This window comes from Streptomyces sp. NPDC012825, from assembly GCF_042900925.1.
Lineage (GTDB): Bacteria > Actinomycetota > Actinomycetes > Streptomycetales > Streptomycetaceae > Streptomyces.
The window spans coordinates 20,136-38,365 of sequence record NZ_JBIBBZ010000005.1 but is presented as its reverse complement, the minus strand read 5'-3'; the positions used below and the strand labels follow the sequence as shown (position 1 = coordinate 38,365).

The 18,230-nt window shown below is 75.9% G+C and carries 16 protein-coding genes and 1 pseudogene; 9 read left to right on the top strand and 8 right to left on the bottom strand.

Annotation, left to right across the window (positions count from 1 at the left end; translation table 11 throughout):
* Nucleotides 1-30: 30 nt before the first annotated feature.
* The 3 genes and pseudogenes from ACFY7E_RS13740 to ACFY7E_RS13730 all read right to left on the bottom strand — a co-directional run.
* Nucleotides 31-1,401, bottom strand: a complete 1,371-nt coding sequence (locus ACFY7E_RS13740; RefSeq protein ID WP_389484299.1) for an MFS transporter — start codon at nucleotides 1,399-1,401, stop codon at nucleotides 31-33.
* A gap of 70 nt (nucleotides 1,402-1,471) precedes the next feature.
* Nucleotides 1,472-2,236 (bottom strand): glycerophosphodiester phosphodiesterase, encoded by a 765-nt coding sequence (locus ACFY7E_RS13735; RefSeq protein WP_389484297.1) that lies wholly within the window; start codon nucleotides 2,234-2,236, stop codon nucleotides 1,472-1,474.
* A 203-nt stretch (nucleotides 2,237-2,439) separates the two neighbouring features.
* Nucleotides 2,440-3,045: pseudogene (locus tag ACFY7E_RS13730) on the bottom strand (YitT family protein); the annotation flags it as partial.
* Nucleotides 3,046-3,148: 103 nt separating this feature from the next.
* Between ACFY7E_RS13730 and ACFY7E_RS13725 the strand changes: the two are divergent.
* Nucleotides 3,149-4,648, top strand: coding sequence for a PLP-dependent aminotransferase family protein (locus ACFY7E_RS13725; protein ID WP_389484294.1), 1,500 nt, complete (start codon nucleotides 3,149-3,151; stop codon nucleotides 4,646-4,648).
* A gap of 90 nt (nucleotides 4,649-4,738) precedes the next feature.
* On the opposite strand, the gene ACFY7E_RS13720 is transcribed toward ACFY7E_RS13725, so the two are convergent.
* Together ACFY7E_RS13720 and ACFY7E_RS13715 are read right to left on the bottom strand one after the other, a co-directional pair.
* Nucleotides 4,739-6,403: a hypothetical protein gene (locus ACFY7E_RS13720; RefSeq protein ID WP_389484292.1), complete on the bottom strand. Its 1,665-nt coding sequence runs from the start codon at nucleotides 6,401-6,403 to the stop codon at nucleotides 4,739-4,741.
* A gap of 37 nt (nucleotides 6,404-6,440) precedes the next feature.
* Complete coding sequence (locus tag ACFY7E_RS13715; protein WP_383441514.1) at nucleotides 6,441-6,635, bottom strand: hypothetical protein; 195 nt, start codon at nucleotides 6,633-6,635, stop codon at nucleotides 6,441-6,443.
* Between the two features lie 310 nt (nucleotides 6,636-6,945).
* Here ACFY7E_RS13715 and ACFY7E_RS13710 point away from each other — a divergent pair, with 310 nt between their 5' ends.
* From ACFY7E_RS13710 to ACFY7E_RS13695, 4 genes are all read left to right on the top strand, one after another.
* Entirely contained in the window at nucleotides 6,946-7,338 is a 393-nt protein-coding gene (locus ACFY7E_RS13710) for an ankyrin repeat domain-containing protein (protein ID WP_389484290.1), read from the top strand.
* A gap of 263 nt (nucleotides 7,339-7,601) precedes the next feature.
* The gene (locus tag ACFY7E_RS13705; protein WP_389484288.1) at nucleotides 7,602-9,017 is read left to right on the top strand and encodes a HEAT repeat domain-containing protein; all 1,416 of its coding nucleotides are present in this window, start codon (nucleotides 7,602-7,604) and stop codon (nucleotides 9,015-9,017) included.
* Between the two features lie 246 nt (nucleotides 9,018-9,263).
* Nucleotides 9,264-10,391: a glycosyltransferase family 4 protein gene (locus ACFY7E_RS13700; protein WP_389484286.1), complete on the top strand. Its 1,128-nt coding sequence runs from the start codon at nucleotides 9,264-9,266 to the stop codon at nucleotides 10,389-10,391.
* A 71-nt stretch (nucleotides 10,392-10,462) separates the two neighbouring features.
* Nucleotides 10,463-11,698, top strand: coding sequence for a glycosyltransferase (locus ACFY7E_RS13695; protein ID WP_389484283.1), 1,236 nt, complete (start codon nucleotides 10,463-10,465; stop codon nucleotides 11,696-11,698).
* A 78-nt stretch (nucleotides 11,699-11,776) separates the two neighbouring features.
* Here the strand turns inward: ACFY7E_RS13695 and ACFY7E_RS13690 are convergent, their stop codons facing one another.
* From ACFY7E_RS13690 to ACFY7E_RS13680, 3 genes are read right to left on the bottom strand one after another with little or no spacing between them, the layout of a single operon-like run.
* Nucleotides 11,777-12,640, bottom strand: a complete 864-nt coding sequence (locus tag ACFY7E_RS13690) for a biotin-dependent carboxyltransferase family protein (protein WP_389484280.1) — start codon at nucleotides 12,638-12,640, stop codon at nucleotides 11,777-11,779.
* Complete coding sequence (pxpB, locus tag ACFY7E_RS13685) at nucleotides 12,637-13,293, bottom strand: 5-oxoprolinase subunit PxpB (protein ID WP_389484277.1); 657 nt, start codon at nucleotides 13,291-13,293, stop codon at nucleotides 12,637-12,639. The genes ACFY7E_RS13690 and pxpB overlap by 4 nt, the downstream gene beginning before the upstream one ends.
* Nucleotides 13,290-14,060 carry a LamB/YcsF family protein gene (locus tag ACFY7E_RS13680; protein WP_389484274.1) on the bottom strand — a complete coding sequence of 257 codons (771 nt, stop codon included), beginning with the start codon at nucleotides 14,058-14,060 and terminating at the stop codon, nucleotides 13,290-13,292. Before ACFY7E_RS13680 ends, pxpB begins: the two co-directional genes overlap by 4 nt.
* Nucleotides 14,061-14,288: 228 nt before the next feature.
* Here ACFY7E_RS13680 and ACFY7E_RS13675 point away from each other — a divergent pair, with 228 nt between their 5' ends.
* The 4 genes from ACFY7E_RS13675 (at nucleotide 14,289) to ACFY7E_RS13660 (ending at nucleotide 18,202) form a co-directional block, all read left to right on the top strand.
* Nucleotides 14,289-15,005, top strand: coding sequence for a GntR family transcriptional regulator (locus tag ACFY7E_RS13675; RefSeq protein ID WP_389484272.1), 717 nt, complete (start codon nucleotides 14,289-14,291; stop codon nucleotides 15,003-15,005).
* Between the two features lie 67 nt (nucleotides 15,006-15,072).
* Nucleotides 15,073-16,617, top strand: a complete 1,545-nt coding sequence (locus ACFY7E_RS13670; protein ID WP_389484270.1) for a hypothetical protein — start codon at nucleotides 15,073-15,075, stop codon at nucleotides 16,615-16,617.
* Between the two features lie 248 nt (nucleotides 16,618-16,865).
* Entirely contained in the window at nucleotides 16,866-17,261 is a 396-nt protein-coding gene (locus ACFY7E_RS13665) for a hypothetical protein (RefSeq protein WP_389484268.1), read from the top strand.
* Entirely contained in the window at nucleotides 17,258-18,202 is a 945-nt protein-coding gene (locus ACFY7E_RS13660; RefSeq protein WP_389484266.1) for a hypothetical protein, read from the top strand. Before ACFY7E_RS13665 ends, ACFY7E_RS13660 begins: the two co-directional genes overlap by 4 nt.
* Nucleotides 18,203-18,230: the final 28 nt, after the last annotated feature.

Below are 18,230 nucleotides of genomic sequence, written 5' to 3'. Positions count from 1 at the left end.
GCGTACACTACCGCCCTTTCAGCGCCACGTCTAAACACGCTCCGGCACCGTGTTTCCCGCGGCCTCGACCGCGCGCCGCACCGGCACGCGGGCGAGCAGGACGAAGCCTACGACGAAGAAGATCAGCAGGGAGACGATGGCGTCACGGTAGCTCCCGGTCAGCTGGTACGCGAGACCGAACACCAGCGGACCCAGCCAGCTGAGCCCCCGGTCGCTCATCTCGTAAGCCGAGAAGTACTCCGCCTCCTTGCCGCGCGGCACCAGGTGCGAGAACAGCGAGCGCGACAGGGCCTGGCTGCCGCCCAGGACCAGGCCGATCGCGGCCGCCAGGGAGTAGAAGAAGACGGGCGCGTCGGCCGGCAGGACGTAGGCCGCCGCCAGGATCAGCGTCCAGACCGCGAGGGAGGCCAGGATCGTCCGCTTGGCGCCGTACGACCGGGCGAGCCGCCCCATGCCGAGGGCCCCCGCCACCGCGAGCACCTGGACGAGCAGGACCGCCGTGATGAGCGTCGTCTGGTCCAGGCCCAGCTCCTCCGAGCCGTACAGGGAGGCCTGCGAGATCACCGTCTGCACGCCGTCGTTGTAGACCAGGTACGCGAGGAGGAACGAGAGCGTCAGCGGGTGCCGGCGCATGTCCTTCAGGGTCGCCCGCAGCTGGCGCCAGCCGCTGCCGACCGCGCCCTCGCCGGTCCGCCCCCGATCCTCCGGGGGGATCCGCCGGTCGCGCAGCCGCCGCAGCGGCACGAGGGTGAACGCGCCCCACCACAGGCCGGCCGAGGCCAGGCAGATCCGGACCGCCTCCCCCTCGGCGAGGCCGAAGGAGTCGTGGCCCGAGTAGAGGACCAGGTTCAGGACGAGGACCAGCGCGCCGGACGTGTAGCCGAAGGCCCAGCCGCGCGAGGAGACCGCGTCCCGCTCGTCCGGCGCGGAGATCTGCGGCAGATAGGCGTTGTAGAGCGCCATCGATACCGAGAGCGAGGCGTTCGCCGTGATCAGCAGGAAGGCGCCCAGGAGGTAGCGGTCGCCGTCCAGGAAGAACATCCCGGCCGTGGCCGTCGCTCCCAGGTACGCGGTCGCCGCGAGCAGCGGCTTCTTCCGGCCCGTGCGGTCGGCCGCCGCGCCGACCAGCGGCATCGCGACCACCGCGACCACGATCGAGGCGGACACGGCGTACGCGAAGAGCGAGCCCGCCCGCACGGGTATGCCCAGCGGGTGGACGAACCCCTCCGGGTCGGCCGCCGCCCGCGCCACCGAGGTCAGGTACGGGCCGAGGAAGACGGTGAGCACGCTCGTCGAGTACACCGAGCACGCGAAGTCGTAGAAGTACCAGCCCCGCTGCTCGCGCCGCCGCTCGGCGGGGCCGGTGGCGTACTCCTCCGGCTCGGTGGTCTCAGCGGTCACGGCCGCGCCCCCTCGTTCGTCCCCGTGGGCCCGTGCCCCTTGCGGTCCCTCCCCGGGCCGCCCGGGCGCGTCAGGTCCACGCGCCCCGCTCGGTCAGCACCGAGCGCAGCGTCTCCAGGTGATCGGTCATGATGCCATCCACCCCCAGGTCGAGGAGAGAGTGCATGCGGGCCGGATCGTTCACGGTCCACACGTGGACCTGGAGCCCGCGCGCGTGCGCCTCCCGGACGAACCGCCGGTCGACCACCGTGACCCCGCCCTGGCGCTCCGGGACCTGCGCCGCCACCGCCCCGGCCCGCAGCGCCGCCGGGACGCCGAGGGAGCGCAGCCGCAGCCCGAGCACCCCGCGCACCCCGTACGAGGTGGCGAGGCGCGGACCGGCCAGGCGCTGCGCCCTGGCCACCCGGGCCTCGGTGAAGGAGCCCACGCAGACCCGGTCCCAGGCGCCGGTCCTGCGGATCAGGTCGACCAGCGGGGCCAGGGCCGACTCCGTCTTGAGGTCCACGTTCCAGCGGGCCTCCGGGAACTCCTCCAGGAGGTCGGCGAAGAGCGGCAGCGGCTCCCGGCCCGCCACCCGGGCCTCGCGCACGGCCTCCCACGGCAGGTCGCGGATCCGCCCCGAGGCGTCCGTGACCCGGTCCAGGGTCGCGTCGTGGAAGGCCACGAGCACCCCGTCGGACGTCGTGTGGACGTCGGTCTCGAAGTAGCGGTAGCCCGCCGCGGAGGCCAGGCGGAAGGCGGCCGCGGTGTTCTCCAGGCCGTTCGCCGTGCCGCCGCGATGGGCGAACGGGAGGGGGGAGGGGTGGTCGAGGTAGGGGTGGCGTACGCGAGTCACCGCCGCAGTATGGCCTGTTCCGGTGTCCCGGGGGCGGCCGCCGGGGGACGGACGGCCGTCGCGGGGCCGGCGTCCCCGGAGTCCTCGACGGTCCGGGCGTCTCCGGGGGCCTTCGTGGTCCGGGTGCCCATGGAACTCTCGGCGGTCCGGGCGTCCCCGGAGTCCTCGGCGGTCCCGGCGTCCTCGGTCGGGTCGTCCTCCCGCTCCGGGACCGCGAACCGGCGGAGGAAGAACTGGGCGAGCGGGCCGATGGAGAGCGCGTAGAGCACCGTGCCGATCCCCACCGAGCCGCCGAGCAGGAAGCCGGTCGCCACCACGGCCACTTCGAGGAACGTCCGCACCAGGCGGATGGAGCGGCCGGTGAGCCGGTGCAGACCGGTCATCAGGCCGTCGCGCGGGCCGGGGCCGAACCGGGCCGCGATGTACAGGCCGGTCGCGACCCCGTTGAGGACGATCCCGAGCACCATCAGCGGCACCCGCGCGACCAGGGCCTCGGACTCCGGGACCAGGGCCAGGGTGCCGTCCATCGCCAGGCCGATCACGAAGACGTTGGAGACCGTGCCGAGGCCGGGCCGCTGCCGGATCGGGATCCACAGCAGCAGCACCACCGCCCCCACCACGATCGACACCACGCCGATCGTCAGCCCGGTCTTCTCGGCGAGGCCCTGGTGGAGGACGCCCCAGGGCTCCAGGCCGAGCGCGCCGCGCACCAGCAGCGCCGAGCTGACGCCGTACAGCGTCAGCCCCGCGTACAGCTGGACGAGCCGGCGGGTGAGGTGCCGGCCGCGGAGGCCGGAGGCGATGGACAAGGGACTGCCCCCCAGGGTGGTGGTAGTGGACCGACTCGTGCCACTCTGTGGCAGGGGTTCGAGGGCCAACCATGGCCAATTCGAGGAAGGTGGACTGATTTCCATGGCTCAGTGGACTTCGGCGGTGGGACCGGCCCAGCTCGCCCGGCAGCTCCAGGCGCAGCAGCCCCGGTCGGCCGGGCCCGGCGCCCGCAAGCCGCCCGCCTACCGCGCCCTCGCCGACGGCATCCGGCTCCTCGTCCTGGAGGGCCGCGTCCCGGTCGCCGCCCGCCTGCCCGCCGAGCGGGAGCTCGCCCTCGCGCTCGCCGTCAGCCGGACGACGGTGGCCGCGGCCTACGAGGCGTTGCGCACCGAGGGCTTCCTGGAGTCACGGCGCGGCGCCGGAAGCTGGACCGCCGTCCCCGCCGGGAACCCGCTGCCCGCGCGCGGTCTGGAACCGCTGCCGCCCGAGGCACTCGGCTCGATGATCGACCTCGGCTGCGCGGCCCTCCCCGCCCCCGAGCCCTGGCTGTCCCGCGGTTTCCAGGGCGCCCTGGAGGAGCTGCCGCCCTACGCCCACACGCACGGGGACTACCCGGCGGGCCTTCCCGCGCTGCGGCAGACGCTCGCCGACCGGTACACCGCCCGCGGCATCCCCACCATGCCCGAGCAGATCATGGTCACGACCGGCGCCATGGGCGCCATGGACGCGATCTGCCACCTGTTCGCCGGGCGCGGCGAACGCATCGCCGTCGAGTCCCCCTCGTACGCCAACATCCTCCAGCTGATGCGAGAGGCCGGTGCCCGGCTCGTGCCCGTCGCCATGTCCGAGGGGCTCGGCAGCTGGGACCTGGGCCGCTGGCGCCAGGCGCTGCGGGACGCGGCGCCCCGTCTCGCGTACGTCGTCGCCGACTTCCACAACCCGACCGGCGCGCTCGCGGACGAGGACCAGCGGCGGCAGCTGGTGGAGGCGGCCCGCTCGGCCGGCACGGTGCTCGTCGTCGACGAGACCATGGCCGAGCTGCACCTCGACGACGACCTGGAGATGCCCCGGCCGGTCTGCGCCTTCGACCCGGCCGGCTCCACCGTCCTCACGGTCGGCTCGGCCAGCAAGGCCTTCTGGGCGGGCATGCGCATCGGCTGGGTCCGGGCCGCGCCCGACGTCATCCGCTCCCTGGTGGCCGCCCGCGCCTACGCGGACCTCGGCACCCCCGTCCTGGAGCAGCTCGGTGTGAACTGGCTGATGCGCACCGGCGGCTGGGAGGAGGCCGTGGGCCTCCGGCGCGACCAGGCCGAGGAGAACCGGGACGCGCTGGTGGCCGCGGTCCGCAGGGAGCTCCCGGACTGGGAGTTCACGGTCCCGCGCGGCGGCCTGACCCTCTGGGTGCGCACCGGCGGCCTCTCCGGCTCCCGGCTCGCCGAGGTGGGCGAGCGGGTCGGCGTCCGGGTGCCGTCCGGCCCGCGCTTCGGCGTCGACGGAGCCTTCGAGGGCTTCGTCCGGCTGCCCTTCACGGTGGGTGGCCCGGTCGCGGACGAGGCGGCCGTACGGCTCGCCGCCGCGGCCCGTCTGGTCGCCTCGGGGGCGGGCGGCGGGGCGGAGTCGCCGCGCTCGTTCGTGGCGTAGTCCCGCCGGGGCGATGCCTCGCAGGACGTACGGAGGGGCGGGTGCGGACCGTGGTGTCCGCCCCCGCCCCTCCGCGGCGTTCCGGGTGGCTCAGCCCTCCGCCGGGACCGGGGCGTGGAGCGGTGCCGGAGCGGGTGCCGCGGCCGGCTCGGCGCGGGGGGCCGGGGCCGGGTCGGGCGCGGTGACGGGGATCTTCTCGATCACCACCGTCGGCACGGGCGCGCTCGTGACCGCGCCCGTGGGCGCGGCCGGGGTCCGCTCCGGCAGGAGGTCCAGGACCGCCCGGCGGTGCGCGTCGCTCGTCGCGTCGTCGTACGGGTCGGGCGTCGCCGGCACCTGGAGCCGCAGGACCGGGCCGGTGCCCAGGCGCGCGTAGCCGCGGCCCGCGGGGACGTCGGGCGTCGGCGTGGTGTGCGGCTGGGCGCCGAGGACGGCGCCGATCTGTGCGGGAGTGGCGGGGCCGAGGACGATCCGGGCCCTGGTGTGGCTCCGTACCGCCTCGCTCAGCATGTCCACGTTGTCGAACTGCTCGGCCACCACCACCGTGACCTGGGCCGCCCGCCCGTGCCGCAGCGGCACCCGGAGCAGTTCCTGCGGGTCGGGGCGGCCGTCGGCGGCGGCCAGGTGGCCGAGGACGCCCGGCCGGTCGAGCAGGATCCACAGCGGCCGCCGGATGTCCTCCGGGGCGGGCAGGCCGGCCTGCCGGGCCCGGTTCGCGGCGATCAGGCGCCGCTCGGTCTCGTGCGCCGCCCACTCCAGGCTCGCCAGGGCGCCGGAGAGCCCGCACTCGACGGAGAGGACCCCGGTGCGGCCGGTCAGGCACGCGTACTCGCCGGTGCCGCCGCCCTCGACGATCAGGACGTCGCCGTGGGGGAGGGCCTGGAGCGCGATCGAGCGCAGCAGGGAGGTGGTGCCGCTGCCGGGCTGGCCCACGGCCAGCAGGTGCGGCTCGGTGGAGCGGGGGCCGGTGCGCCAGACCACGGCGGGGGCGTCCTCCGTACCGTCCGCCGCGACCACGGGCACGGTCCGCTGCACGGCGTCGGCGTCGGTGAAGCCGAGGACGGTCTCGCCCGGCACGGTGACGAAGCGCTGGGCGGCGATGGTGGTGGGCAGGGCGGGCAGCACGCTCAGGACGAGCCGGTTGTCCTCCTCGTCCCAGTCGAAGCGGTACTCGCGGCCGCGCCCCGACTTGGCGTGCAGCAGCTGCTCGATCCGGGCGCGCGCGGCGGGGTCGCCGTCGTCGAAGTACGGGGGGTACGCGATCCGCAGCCGGGTGGGACGCCCGTCCTCGTCGAAGGCGTACTCCCCGAAGGCGCCGCTCCAGTCGCCGCCGTGGGAGAAGAGCGGGGAGGGGTCCTCGGGGACGGAGAAGTGCGGCACGAGCGCCTCGTACAGGCCCTTGAGCCGGGCGGTCTCCGCCTCGTCGGGTCCGGTCCTGACCACCCGACGCTCGCGCCCCTTCCACCCGGCGGCGCCCATGACCGTGACGAGCGCGAGGAGCGGCCCGTACGGCAGGAGGGCGACGACCAGGACGCAGGCCGCGACCAGGAACAGCGTGGGACCACGCTTCTCCTTGGGGGTCGCGGCCCACCTGGCACGCGCGGACGCGGCCAGCTTCCGCAGACCGCGGGAGACCGTGATCAGCGGATGGAGCACGTCGGTGGCGCTGTCGGCGGCCGTGCGCGCGATCTCTCGACTACGGGCGATCTGCGCGCTGCCGCTGCTCAGAATGCGGGGGAGTGGTCGCCGGGCCACGTCGTACTCCTGAAGTGGTGGAAGGGGCTGAGGGGCGTCAGAACTTGATCCCGCCCAGGAGACCGGCGAGGCTCTGCCCGCCCGCCGTGATGCTCGGGGCGATGGCGGTGCCCGCGAGGTAGAAGCCGAACAGCGAGGTGACGATGGCGTGGGAGGGCTTCAGGCCGTCCTTCTTGAAGAACAGGAAGCAGATGATGCCGAGCAGGACCACGCCTGAGATGGACAGGATCATTGGGTGTTCTCCTGGTTGAGGGGACAGTCACCACGAGTTCTTCCAGGTTCACGGCAAGTATCTATGTGACTAAAGGTGCATTGGAGTGAAAAACGGGCTATTTCACTTGACCGGCGGACGGCGGACGCACGGCCGGGTGGCGAAAAGCGCGGGGTGCGCTATAGGCGGATCGGGAGGGACGGAACGGCGTGATCTTTGCCTTGGTCGCACACGGTCATGCCCCCGAACGGGCAGTACCCTGTCGATTCACCCGTACGGCCGCGCTCCCCGTGCACGGCCCGACAGCGCAGGAGAGAGGCGGTTCCACCCGATGAGCGAGACTCCGGACCCCGAGGTCATCGAGCTGGCGTCCAAGGTCTTCGACCTCGCGCGCACGGGGGACGCCGAGGCCCTCGCCGCCTATGTCGACGCGGGCGTCCCCGCGAACCTCACCAACGACAGGGGCGACACCCTCGTCATGCTCGCCGCCTACCACGGCCACGCGGCCGCGGTCTCCGCCCTCCTGGAGCGGGGCGCCGAGGCCGACCGTGCCAACGACCGCGGCCAGACCCCGCTCGCCGGCGCCGTCTTCAAGGGCGAGGGCGACGTGATCCGCGCCCTCCTCGCCGGCGGCGCGAATCCGGAGGCCGGGACTCCGTCCGCCGTCGACACCGCCCGGATGTTCGGCAAGGCCGAACTCCTGGAACTCTTCGGGACCCGGTGAACGGACGCTGAACCCCAGGTGAGGCGGCGTCGTAAATGTGGTCGCGGTGGCGAAATGGGTGGGTCATCATGACGTCGGACCCGGCGAAACGGGCCACCGACGAGAGGCAGAGGAAGATGGTCACTGGCAAGCGCAGGACGACGAGCGACCCGACATGCCGTCGCACGGCCTAGGCGTACACCGATGCACCGCCTGACCCGGTTCATCCCGGTCATCCCGGCATCCCCCGGTCGTGTCGACAGCTTGATGTGAGGCGTCTCCCCATGTTCGATCCAGTCATAGCGCCGAGCGGCACCCTGCTCGGCCTGCTGCAGCGGGGCCGCGGCGACGGCACCCTGCACGCGCTCGCCGCGCCACGCGCCGAGGCCCTCGCGGCCCTCAACCACTGCGTTCTCGACGACCCCCGCCACGACTGGCAGGTCGAGAACCGCTCCCTCTACTACGCCCGTCTCTACCTGGACCTCCACGGAGGTCTCGACGAGATCGAGGCGCACCTCTTCGGTGCCGAGGACCACCTCGACACCGAGGAGTCCCGCACCGGGCTCGCGCTCGCCGTCCTCGGCCACCTCGCCTCCTACGGACGCCAGGACGCCCTGCTGCTGCTCCGGCGCTACGCCGCGACCGGCACCAACTGGGCCTGGGCCCTGGACGAGCTGGCCCTCCGCGACGACGACGCCGGACTCCGCGCACTCGCCCCGTCCGTACTGGCCCGCTTCGCGGCCGGCGCGGAGGGCGACGCCGAGCTGGCCCGCACCGTGCGCGACGCCTTCGAGCCCCGGCCCTGGCGGCTGTGGGCCGAGGACCGGCGCGACACCGTGGGCCCCCGCGTCAGGGCCGCCATGGAGCAGGGCTCCTTCGACCGCTGGCAGCGCCAGATGCGCCCCGCCGGGCCCCGCCCCGGCTGGAGCGTGCGCGCCGTCCTCGACTGGGCGCAGGAGGGGTACGAGCGCGGTGCCGTCCTCCACGGCCCCGCCGCCCGCTGCCTCACCGCCGTCGCCGGACCCGAGGACCGGCCCGAACTCCTCGCCGCCGCCCGCGACGGCGCGGAAGGCGCCCGCGGCGCCGCCCTCCACCACCTCGCCGAGTCACGGGACCCCGCCGTCCTCGACCTCGTCGAGCACGCCGCCGACAGCGGCTCCCGCGCGGCCGCCGAGGCCGCCGTCGCCGCCTACCGGCGCATGTGCGGCGAGGACGCGGTCGCCCGCGCCCGCGCGTGGATCCGGCGCACCGACGCGCTCGGCACCGTCGCCGCCGAGGTACTGGCCTGCCGTGGCACCGCCGAGGACTCCCCCTCAGTCCTCGGCGCGCTGCGCGAGACCGTACGCTCCCAGGGCCCCGACGCCCCCGCGCTCCCCTTCCTCGTCGACGGCGCCGGGCGCCTCGGCATCGCCTGCGCGGCCCCCGTGCTGCGACACGTCTACCGGGAGACGGCCTCCTCCCAGCTGCGCGGCCGCACGGCCCGCGCCCTCGCCGCCACCGACCCCGCCTTCGCGACCGGCCTGGCCGTCGAGTGCCTCTGGGACTGCGAGGAGACCACCCGCGAGATCGCGGCCCAGCACGCCGAGACCGGCGACATCCGCGTCGCCGAACGCCTGCGCCGCCTCGCCGCCGACCCGGCCGAGGAGGTCGAGGTCCAGCTCGCGGTGCGCAACCGGATAGGGCCGGACCTGCAGGTCTGAGGACCTGGACGCCCGACGGGGGCGGGTCGCGCCGACGGCGTGGCCCGCCCCCCGTCGTCGCGTCGGCCTCTTTAGCCTCGCTCCCCGTCGTCGCGTCGGCCTCTGTAGCCTCGGCCCCCGTCGGGTTCCCGAAGGAACCGCACGGCGTTCCCGAAGGCGCCCCGCGCGGGAAACGCTCACGGGACGTTCCCTCCCCGTCCAGATCGACTTCGACGGAGACACGCCGGGCACGACGACAACACCCGTATGCGTGTCGTCATCGTCACCGAATCCTTCCCTCCCGACGTCAACGGTGTGGCGCACTGCGCTCTGCAGACCGCGCGCCACCTCGTCCGGCGGGGCCACGCCCCGCTCGTCATCGCCCCCGCCTCCGCCTCCGCCGATCCGGCTGCGGACGCCGACGCCCCCTGTCCCGTCGTCCGGGTGCCGTCCCTGCCCCTGCCCGGCTATCCGCAGGTACGGGTGGCCCTGCCCGGCCGCCGGGTCGCCGCGGCCGTCGCCGCCCACCGCGCCGACCTCGTCCACCTCGCCGGACCCTTCGTCCTCGGGGCGCGCGGGATGACGGCCGCCGCCCGGCTCGGCATCCCCGCCGTCGCCGTCTACCAGACCGATCTCGCCGGCTACGCGCGCGCGTACGTCGGAACCGGCGAGGGGACCGCCTGGCGCCGCCTCCGCGCCGTGCACGGCGCCGCCGACCGCACCCTCGCCCCGTCCTCCGCCGCCCTGCGCGACCTGGAGGCCCACGGCATCGCCCGCGTCCGGCTCTGGGGCCGCGGGGTCGACACCGCCCGCTTCCGCCCCGGGCTGCGCGACACCGCCCTGCGCCGCGAACTCGCCCCGAACGGCGAACTCCTCGTCGGCTACGTGGGCCGCCTCGCCCCCGAGAAGCGCGTGGACCTGCTCGCCGGGGTGTGCGGACTCCCCGGCGTACGGGTCGTGGTCGTCGGGGACGGCCCGAGCGGGCCCGCCCTGCGCACCGCCCTGCCGGAGGCCCTCTTCCCGGGCCGCCGCACGGGCGCCGACCTCGCCCGGATCTTCGCCTCGCTCGACGTCTTCGCCCACACCGGCCCGTACGAGACCTTCTGCCAGACCGTTCAGGAAGCCATGGCGAGCGGGGTCCCGGTGGTCGCCCCGGCCGCCGGCGGGCCCCTGGACCTGGTCGACCACGGCCGTACCGGGTTCCTCGTGCCCCCGGGCGACCCGGACGCGCTGCGCGACGCCGTCGCCGCGCTCGCCGCTTCGCCGGACCTGCGCGCCGCCCACGGCCCGGCCGGCCGCGCCGCCGTCGAGGGCCGCACCTGGGAGGCCCTCGGGGACGAACTGATCGGCCACTACCGGGAGGTCCTGCACGCGCGGACGGCGGTGGCGGCGTGAACGGCATCCGTACGACGGCGGACAGGGACACGGACAGGGACAGGGGTACGGCCACGGGGTCGGAGGTGAGCATGCGTACGGGCACGGGCGCGCGCACGGGCGGTCCCACCGGTCGCGGCGGGCTCAGGATCGTGCGGCTCGCCAACTTCGTGACCCCCACCTCGGGCGGCCTCCGCACCGCCCTCGACCGGCTCGGCCGCGGCTACCTCGCGGCCGGGCACGAGCCGGTCCTCGTCGTCCCCGGCGCCACCGCGAGCGACCGCCGTACCGAGCAGGGCCGGGTCGTCACCCTCCCCGGCCCCGTGCTGCCCGGCACCGGCGGCTACCGGGTCCTCGCCGACCGGCGCCGGATCGCCCGGCTCCTCGACGAGCTGGCCCCCGACCGGATCGAGGTCTCGGACCGCACCACCCTGCGGTGGACGGGCGAGTGGGCGCGACGCGCCCGCGTGCCCTCGGTCATGGTCTCCCACGAGACCGCGGACGGGGTCCTGCGCACCTGGGGCGTGCCGCCCGCCCTCGCGGCCCGCGCGGCGGACCGGCTCAACCGCCGCACCGCCTGGGCGTTCGCGCGGGTCGTCTGCACGACGGAGTGGGCGGAGCGCGAGTTCGTACGGATCGGGGCCCGCAACGTCGTACGGGCCCCGCTCGGCGTGGACCCGGACCGCTGCCGGCCCGACCGCCGCGACGCCGCGACGCGGGCCCGGTACGCGGGCGGGGAGCGGGTGCTGCTCCTGCTGTGCTCGCGCCTCTCCGTCGAGAAGCGGCCCGGCGCGGCCCTGGACGCCCTGGAGGAGCTGCGTGCCTCGGGGGTCGCGGCGGCGCTCGTGGTCGCGGGCGACGGGCCGCTGCGGGCCGCCCTGGAGCGGCGGGCGCGCGAGCGGCGCCTCCCGGTGCGGTTCGTCGGGCACCTCGCCGACCGGGAAGCCCTGGCGGACCTCCAGGCGGCGGCCGACGTCTGCCTGGCGCCGGGGCCCGCCGAGACGTTCGGGCTCTCCGCCCTCGAAGCCCTCGCCTGCGGGACCCCGGTCGTCGTCAGCGCCTCCTCGGCCCTCCCGGAGGTCGTCGGCACGGCCGGGGTCGCCGCCGCCGACACCCCGGCGGCCTTCGCCTCCGGCGTCCGGAGCCTCCTCGCCGTCCCGGAGGAGGCCCGCCGCCGGGCCGCACGCACGCGTGCGGAAGGTTTCACCTGGGACCGCTCCGTCGCCGCCTTCCTCCGCGCCCACGACGCCCTGCCCGTCCCGGAGCCGCTCGGCCCGGAGGAGCTTCCCGCTCCGGAGCCGCTCGCCCCGGAGGAGGTCCCCCGATGACGGGGGGCGCCATGCGCGCGGGAACGCGGAACGGGGTGGCGGGGCGGACGGCCGCCGGGCGCACCCGGAGCGGCCCGTTCACCGCACCGGTACGAACCGCACCGCCGTCCCCGGCACCGCCTGGGCCGCCGCGCCCAGGTCGGCCTCCCGGACGACCCCGACCACCGGGTAGCCCCCGGTCGTCGGGTGGTCCGCGAGGAAGACCACCGGCCGTCCGTCCGGCGGCACCTGGACCGCGCCGAGCACCATGCCCTCGCTCGCCAGCTCCCCGGGCACGGCCCGCTCCAGGGCCGGCCCTTCGAGCCGCAGCCCGATCCGGTTGCTCGCCTGGGACACCCGGTACGCGCGCGTGGCGAGGGCGCGGAGGGCGCCGGGGGTGAACCAGTCGTCACGGGGCCCGAGCCGGACCCGCAGGACGAGCGCGTCCGGCGGTCCCGGCCAGGGAGGGGCGTCGACCGGCGCCCGTACCGTCGTGTCCGCGCCCAGCGGCAGGACCGTCCCCCGGGCCAGGGGAGGCGGGCCGAGGCCGGACAACAGGTCGGTGGAGCGGCTGCCGAGCACCGGCTCGACCTCGATCCCGCCGCCGAACGCCACGTACGCCCGCAGCCCCCGCACGGCCGTCCCGACCTCGACCACCGCTCCGGCCGCCACCCGGACCGCCGTGCCCCAGGCGGCCGGGCGCCCGTCCACCCGGACCGGGCAGGGCGCGCCGCCCACCGCCACGGTCACCGCGCACCGGGTCCGCACCGCGCACCCGTCGACGGTGGTCTCCAGGACCGCCGCCCCCTCCGCGTTGCCCACGAGCCGGTTGACGAGCCGTACGGCCGCCGGGTCGAGCGCGCCCGAGCGGACCACGCCCAGGTGCGCGTAGCCCGGGCGCCCCAGGTCCTGCACGGTGGTCAGCGCCCCCGGCCGGACCACGGCGATCCCCCTGCCCGTCATCGCGTGCCCCGCGCGGTGAACCGGACCCGGGTCCCGGGGGAGAGGAGCGCCGCCGGTTCCCGCCCGGTGTCCCAGAGGACCGCGTCCGTGGTGCCGATCAGCTGCCAGCCGCCGGGGGAGGAGCGCGGGTACACGCCCGTGTACGGCCCGGCCAGGGCGACCGAGCCGGCCGGGACGGCGGTGCGCGGAGTGGCCCGCCGGGGGACCTCGTACCGCTCGCCGAGCCCCGTCAGATAGCCGAAGCCCGGCGCGAACCCGCAGAAGGCGACCCGGAAGTCGGCCGCCGTGTGGATCCGCACCGCCTCCTCGGCGGACACGCCCCAGTGCGCTGCGACCTCCGCCAGGTCGGGCCCGTCGTAGCGGACCGGCACCTCCACCACCCGCTCCACGCGCGCGGAGAGCGGCGCCACCTCCCACCCCGGCAGCTCGGCCGCGAGCCGCTCCGGGTCCGCCACCCCGTCGAGCAGCACGGTCCGCGCCGCCGGCACGACCTCCCGTACGGCGGGCAGGGCGCCGGCGGCCCGCCGCCGCAGCACCTCGGCGTGGAACGCCTCCGCCTCGGCGCCGCCGTCCAGCTCCACGAGCAGCGCCCCCTCACCCACGCGCAGCACGCGCACGCGTACGTCCGGGGAAGAGGCCCCGTTCCCGCTCATGCGAAGGCCTCCACCCGCACACCGGAGGACTCCAGGCCCTCCCGGACCCGCCGGGCGAGCTCCACCGCGCCCGGGGTGTCCCCGTGCAGACAGAGCGACCGGGCCCGGACGGCCACGGAGGCCCCGTCGTGCGCGGTGACCGTCCCGAGCCGGGCCAGGGCCACCGACCGCTCCACGACCTCGGCGGGGTCGGTGACGACCGCCCCCGCCCGCCCGCGCGGCACCAGGGAGCCGTCGGCCAGGTAGGCCCGGTCGCCGAAGGCCTCGGCGACGACCGGGAGCCCGGCCGCCGCGGCGGCCCCGTGCAGCCGGGACCCGGGCAGCCCCAGGACCGGCAGCGTCCGGTCCGCCAGCAGCACGCCCTCGACGACCGCCGCCGCCTGCTCGCCGTCCCGGACCACCCGGTTGTAGAGGGCGCCGTGCGGCTTCACGTACGCGACCCGGGAGCCCGCCGCCCGGGCGAAGACCTCCAGGGCGCCGATCTGGTACGCCACCTCGGCGGCCAGCTCCGCCGCCGGGACGTCCATCGCCCGCCGTCCGAAACCGGCCAGGTCGCGGTAGGAGACCTGCGCCCCGATCCGCACCCCGCGCGCGGCCGCGAGGTCGCACACGCGCCGCATGGTGGCCGCGTCCCCGGCGTGGAAGCCGCAGGCCACGTTGGCGCTGGTGACCACGGACAGGAGTTCCTCGTCGTCGGTCAGCGTCCAGCGGCCGAAGCCCTCGCCGAGATCGGCGTTGAGGTCGATCGACACCCGGTTCGTGCTCATCTGCGCCTCGCGGGGTGAGGGCGTGCCCGTGCGGGCACGGCGGGACCGTAGGGTGCTCTCAACGTAGAGGATCGTTGAACGATCCGACAAGAATCCGGTGGGAAGCGGTGGGCGGCGGCCCCGACGGGAGGCGTGTTGTCCCGTTCGTCGCCGTGCGGTTGACTTCCGTGCGGCCGGACCGGCGGCGGACGCCGCCGGAGCACCGGCGACCGAGAGGGAGGAAGCGCCGTGACGGGACGGGCGGGGAGCGGAGCCGGGGACCCGGGGGACCTGGCGGACGACCGCGCGCTGCTCGGGCGCACGAGCACCGCGGAGCGGGTCGCGGACATCCTGCGCACCCGTATCGCCGAGGGCCGCTTCGCGCCCGGCACCCGGCTCTCCGAGGACGGGATCGGCGGCGCGCTCGGCGTCTCCCGCAACACCCTGCGGGAGGCCTTCCGCCTCCTCACCCGCGAGCGCCTCCTGGTCCACGAACTGAACCGGGGCGTCTTCGTCCGCGTCCTCACCGCCGACGACGTGGCCGACATCCACCGCGTCCGCAGGCTCGTCGAGTGCGCCGTCGTCCGGGGCCTGGGACGGGCGCCGTTCGCCCTCGACGGACTCGCCGCCGCCGTCGCGGACGGCGAGAGCGCCGCCCGCGGCGGCGACTGGGACGGCGTCTCCACGGCCAACATCCACTTCCACCGCGAACTCGTCGCCCTCGCGGGCAGCGCCCGTACCGACGAGCTGATGCGCGGCGTCCTCGCCGAACTCCGCCTCGCCTTCCACCTCGTCGGCGAGCCGCGCGCCCTCCACGAGCCGTTCCTCGCGCGGAACCGGGAGATCCTGGACGCCCTGCGCGCCGGCGAACACGGCACGGCGGAACGCCTCCTCGCCCGCTACCTCGACGACTCCCTCGCCCGGGTCGCGGACGCCTGCGCCCGGGCCGCCGACGCCTGCGGCTGAACCTCCGGACCCCGTCGCATCCGCACTGTTTCGACCGTTGTCAGTACGAGGACCTAATCTGTGCACCGTGACTTCGCCTGCCTCGACGGACCTCGCTCCGCCCCAGCTCAGCGCGGGGCCGCGGCCCGCGCAGGGCCCGGCCGCCGACGAAGGGCTCGCGCGGCGGCTCCGCGCGCTCGCGTGCACCGCCCCGCTGCACGACCTGGACGCCCGCAAGGCGAACCTGGCCGGCGAGTACACGGTCTACGCGATGGCCGAGGTGGCCCTCGCCGCGATCGACCTGATCACCCTGAACATGGACTTCGACACCGGCGCCGACCACGAGCAGATGGTCGCCCGCCTGCTGCCCCGCGTCGCCGCCCAGGCCCCCGAGCGCCCCGCCGCCGAGCACGAGCGCGTGGCCCGCTGGGTCCTGGAGAACCTGATCAACGTCGGCAGCGTCGACCGCGGCTTCCGCGCCGTCTACGGCACCTTCGGCACCGACGGCGTCTACGTCCGCAGGGACTACGACTTCAAACTCGTCGAGGAGGTCCCGGGACACGGGGGCGGGATCTACCTCCGCACCACCGACGAAGCGGTCAACGTCCTCGTCGGAGCCCTCGACACGGACGTCACCAGCGCCCAGATCGCCGCCGAGGTGAAGCTGGAGGTCCTCATCAACCGGGGCCGCCTCGCCGACGCCCAACTCGCCGCCGAGCAGGCCCGCTACCGGACCGTGCAGTACGCCGAGACCCTCCGCAGGACCCTGGAGGCCACCCGGCGCAACGTCCGCGCCGTCGACTGGCTCCAGGCCGTCCCCGACATGATCGCCGAGGCGCTCGACCACGTGGCCGACCGCTACCGCCACGAGAACGCGATCCTCACCAACATCCGCAAGGCGCGCGACGAGGCCGAGGCCGCCACCGACGCGAAGACCGCCGAGCACAAGCGGCGCGCCGCCGAACTCGTCGACATCGTCAAGGACTGCATCCGGCGCCACACCCAGCTCCAGTCCCGCCTCCTGGAGGCCGGGCCGCTCTTCCGCGCCGAGCAGGACCGCCAGGCCTTCGCCGTCCCCACCGCGTACACCGGACTCGACCTGTACGGGCAGCTGGTCGCCCCGCTCCTCACGCTCCCCGTCGAGCAGGCCACCCGCGCCACCGACGCCTTCTTCGCCCACGGCACCGGCCTGCGCACCCCCGCCTCCGTCCGCCTGGGCGACCTCGTCGACCTGCTGCTCACCCCGCCCGTCGAGCGCGAGCACCTGGGCGCGGAGATGCCCGAACCGGACCTGATCGCCACCCCCGACGACTCCCGCTTCAGCGAGGAGCAGCTCGGACACGCCATGCGCCTGCTCGACCTGGAGCACGACGCCCCGCGCCGCCTCTCCGGCCTGCTCGCCGAGGCCCGCGCGATCGACCCCGACCTGCCGTACCTCGTCGCCCTCCTCGCCGTCCACGCGGCGAGCCCCCCGGTCGGCACCGCCTACCGCCAGGGCGAGGAGCGGCTGCTCTTCGCCGTCGACGACGGCACCCCGCTCGACGACCCCGAGTTCGGCGGCGCCGACCTCGTCGTCGGTACGGCACTCCTCGACGCGGCGGGCATGGCCGCCGACCGCAAGGAGGCGACGTGACCCTCGTACCCCCCGCCACCCCGCCCTCCTGTACGGAGGAGGGGGCCGGCCCCGTCCCGACCGGCCCGCAGGACCCGAACGACCGGCCGGGGCCGACCGACTTGCAGGGCTCGCACGATTCGCAGGGCCCGACCGACCTGCCGGATCCGGCAGTTACCGCCGCGCCCGGAACCACCGCCGCGCCCGAAGCCGGGGTCCTTCCGGCGCCACGGCGGGAAGCCGACGCGCGGGAGCCGGTACGGAAAGCAGTGCGTGAGCCGGCATCCGGAGCCGGTACGGAGTCCGGGGCGGGCGTCGTGCCGGACTCCGGAGCCGGTACGGAGTCCGGGGCGGGCGTCGTGCCGGACCCCGAAACCGGGCCGGAGCCCGAGGCGGGCGCCGAACCGGACGCCGAAGCCGCCCCGGCCCCCCGCACCCACCCCCGTCTCGGCACCGTCCCCCTGTCCGGGCCGTCCCGCACCGGGGCCGCGCGGCGGCGGGGCGAGGTCCCCTCCGTACGGGCCGTGCGGCTCGCGGACGGGCCGCCCGCGCCCGCCGGGAGAGCCGCCGCCCCGGCCGCCGTCACCCCCGTCCCGCTGCCCGTACCCCGGCCCGCCGACCGCGCCGTACCGACCGAGAACCGTCCCGAGGAGCCCCAGCCGTGAGCGAGACCCACGCCGAGCACGCCGACGCGTGGAGCGAGCAGGAGCCCCCGCACGCCGACGCGTGGAGCAGGCCGGAGCCCCCGCAGACCCCGGCCGCCCCCGCCGCGTCCGGCGGCTCCGCGGTCACCCCCGCCGACGCCGCCGACGCGGCCCGGCTCGTCTCCTTCGGGCTCCAGCCCAAGCTGCTCCCGGCCCGCGACGCCGAGTACGCCGAACTCCTGCGCCGCTACCGCGAGGACCCCGCCTTCGCGCGCCTCGCCGACGCCGTCGCCACCGGCCTCGGCCTCGTCGTCCTGGAGGTCTCCCCGCGCGCGGGGATGGCCGTCACCGCCGGCGAGGACTCCGTCTTCGCCGTCCGCATGGGCGACTACGCCCGCCGAGCCGCCACGGACTCCGCCGACCGGTTCCTGCACGGCCTGGCCCACCTCGCCGTCGCCGCCATGGCCTTCCCCCGCCCCGAGGACCTCGCCGACGACTCGTACATCGGCCGGTTCACCGTCAACGGCGTCGACGCCTTCGTGCGCCAGGCCTGCCTGCGCCTCGAACAGCGCGCCGAGGAGGAGGGCGAGAACACCGACCCGGCCTCCGGCGCCCCCGGCCTGGAGGCCGCCTGGCGGACCTACGCCCGCCGCAGCGCCACCGGCGCCACCAAGGACGCCCGCAGGCTCGCCGGCTCCACCACCGGCATCGTCGGCAAGGCCGCCGCCTTCCTCACCGACTCCGGCTTCCTCCAGCGCACCGGCGACGAGGGCGGCGGCTCCTACCGCACCACCGCCCGCTACCAGCTCCAGGTCCGCGACATGGCCGGCTCCGCCGCCATGGCCGAACTCCTCGACCTCGGCGTCGTCCCTGTCGGCGACGGCTCCGCGACCCTCCTGCCGCCGTCCGAGGACGACGACCTGGAGCTCGTGGCCGACGCGGGCCTCCCGTTCCACTCGTAACCCGCTCACGTCCCGCGCGGTCCCGCCG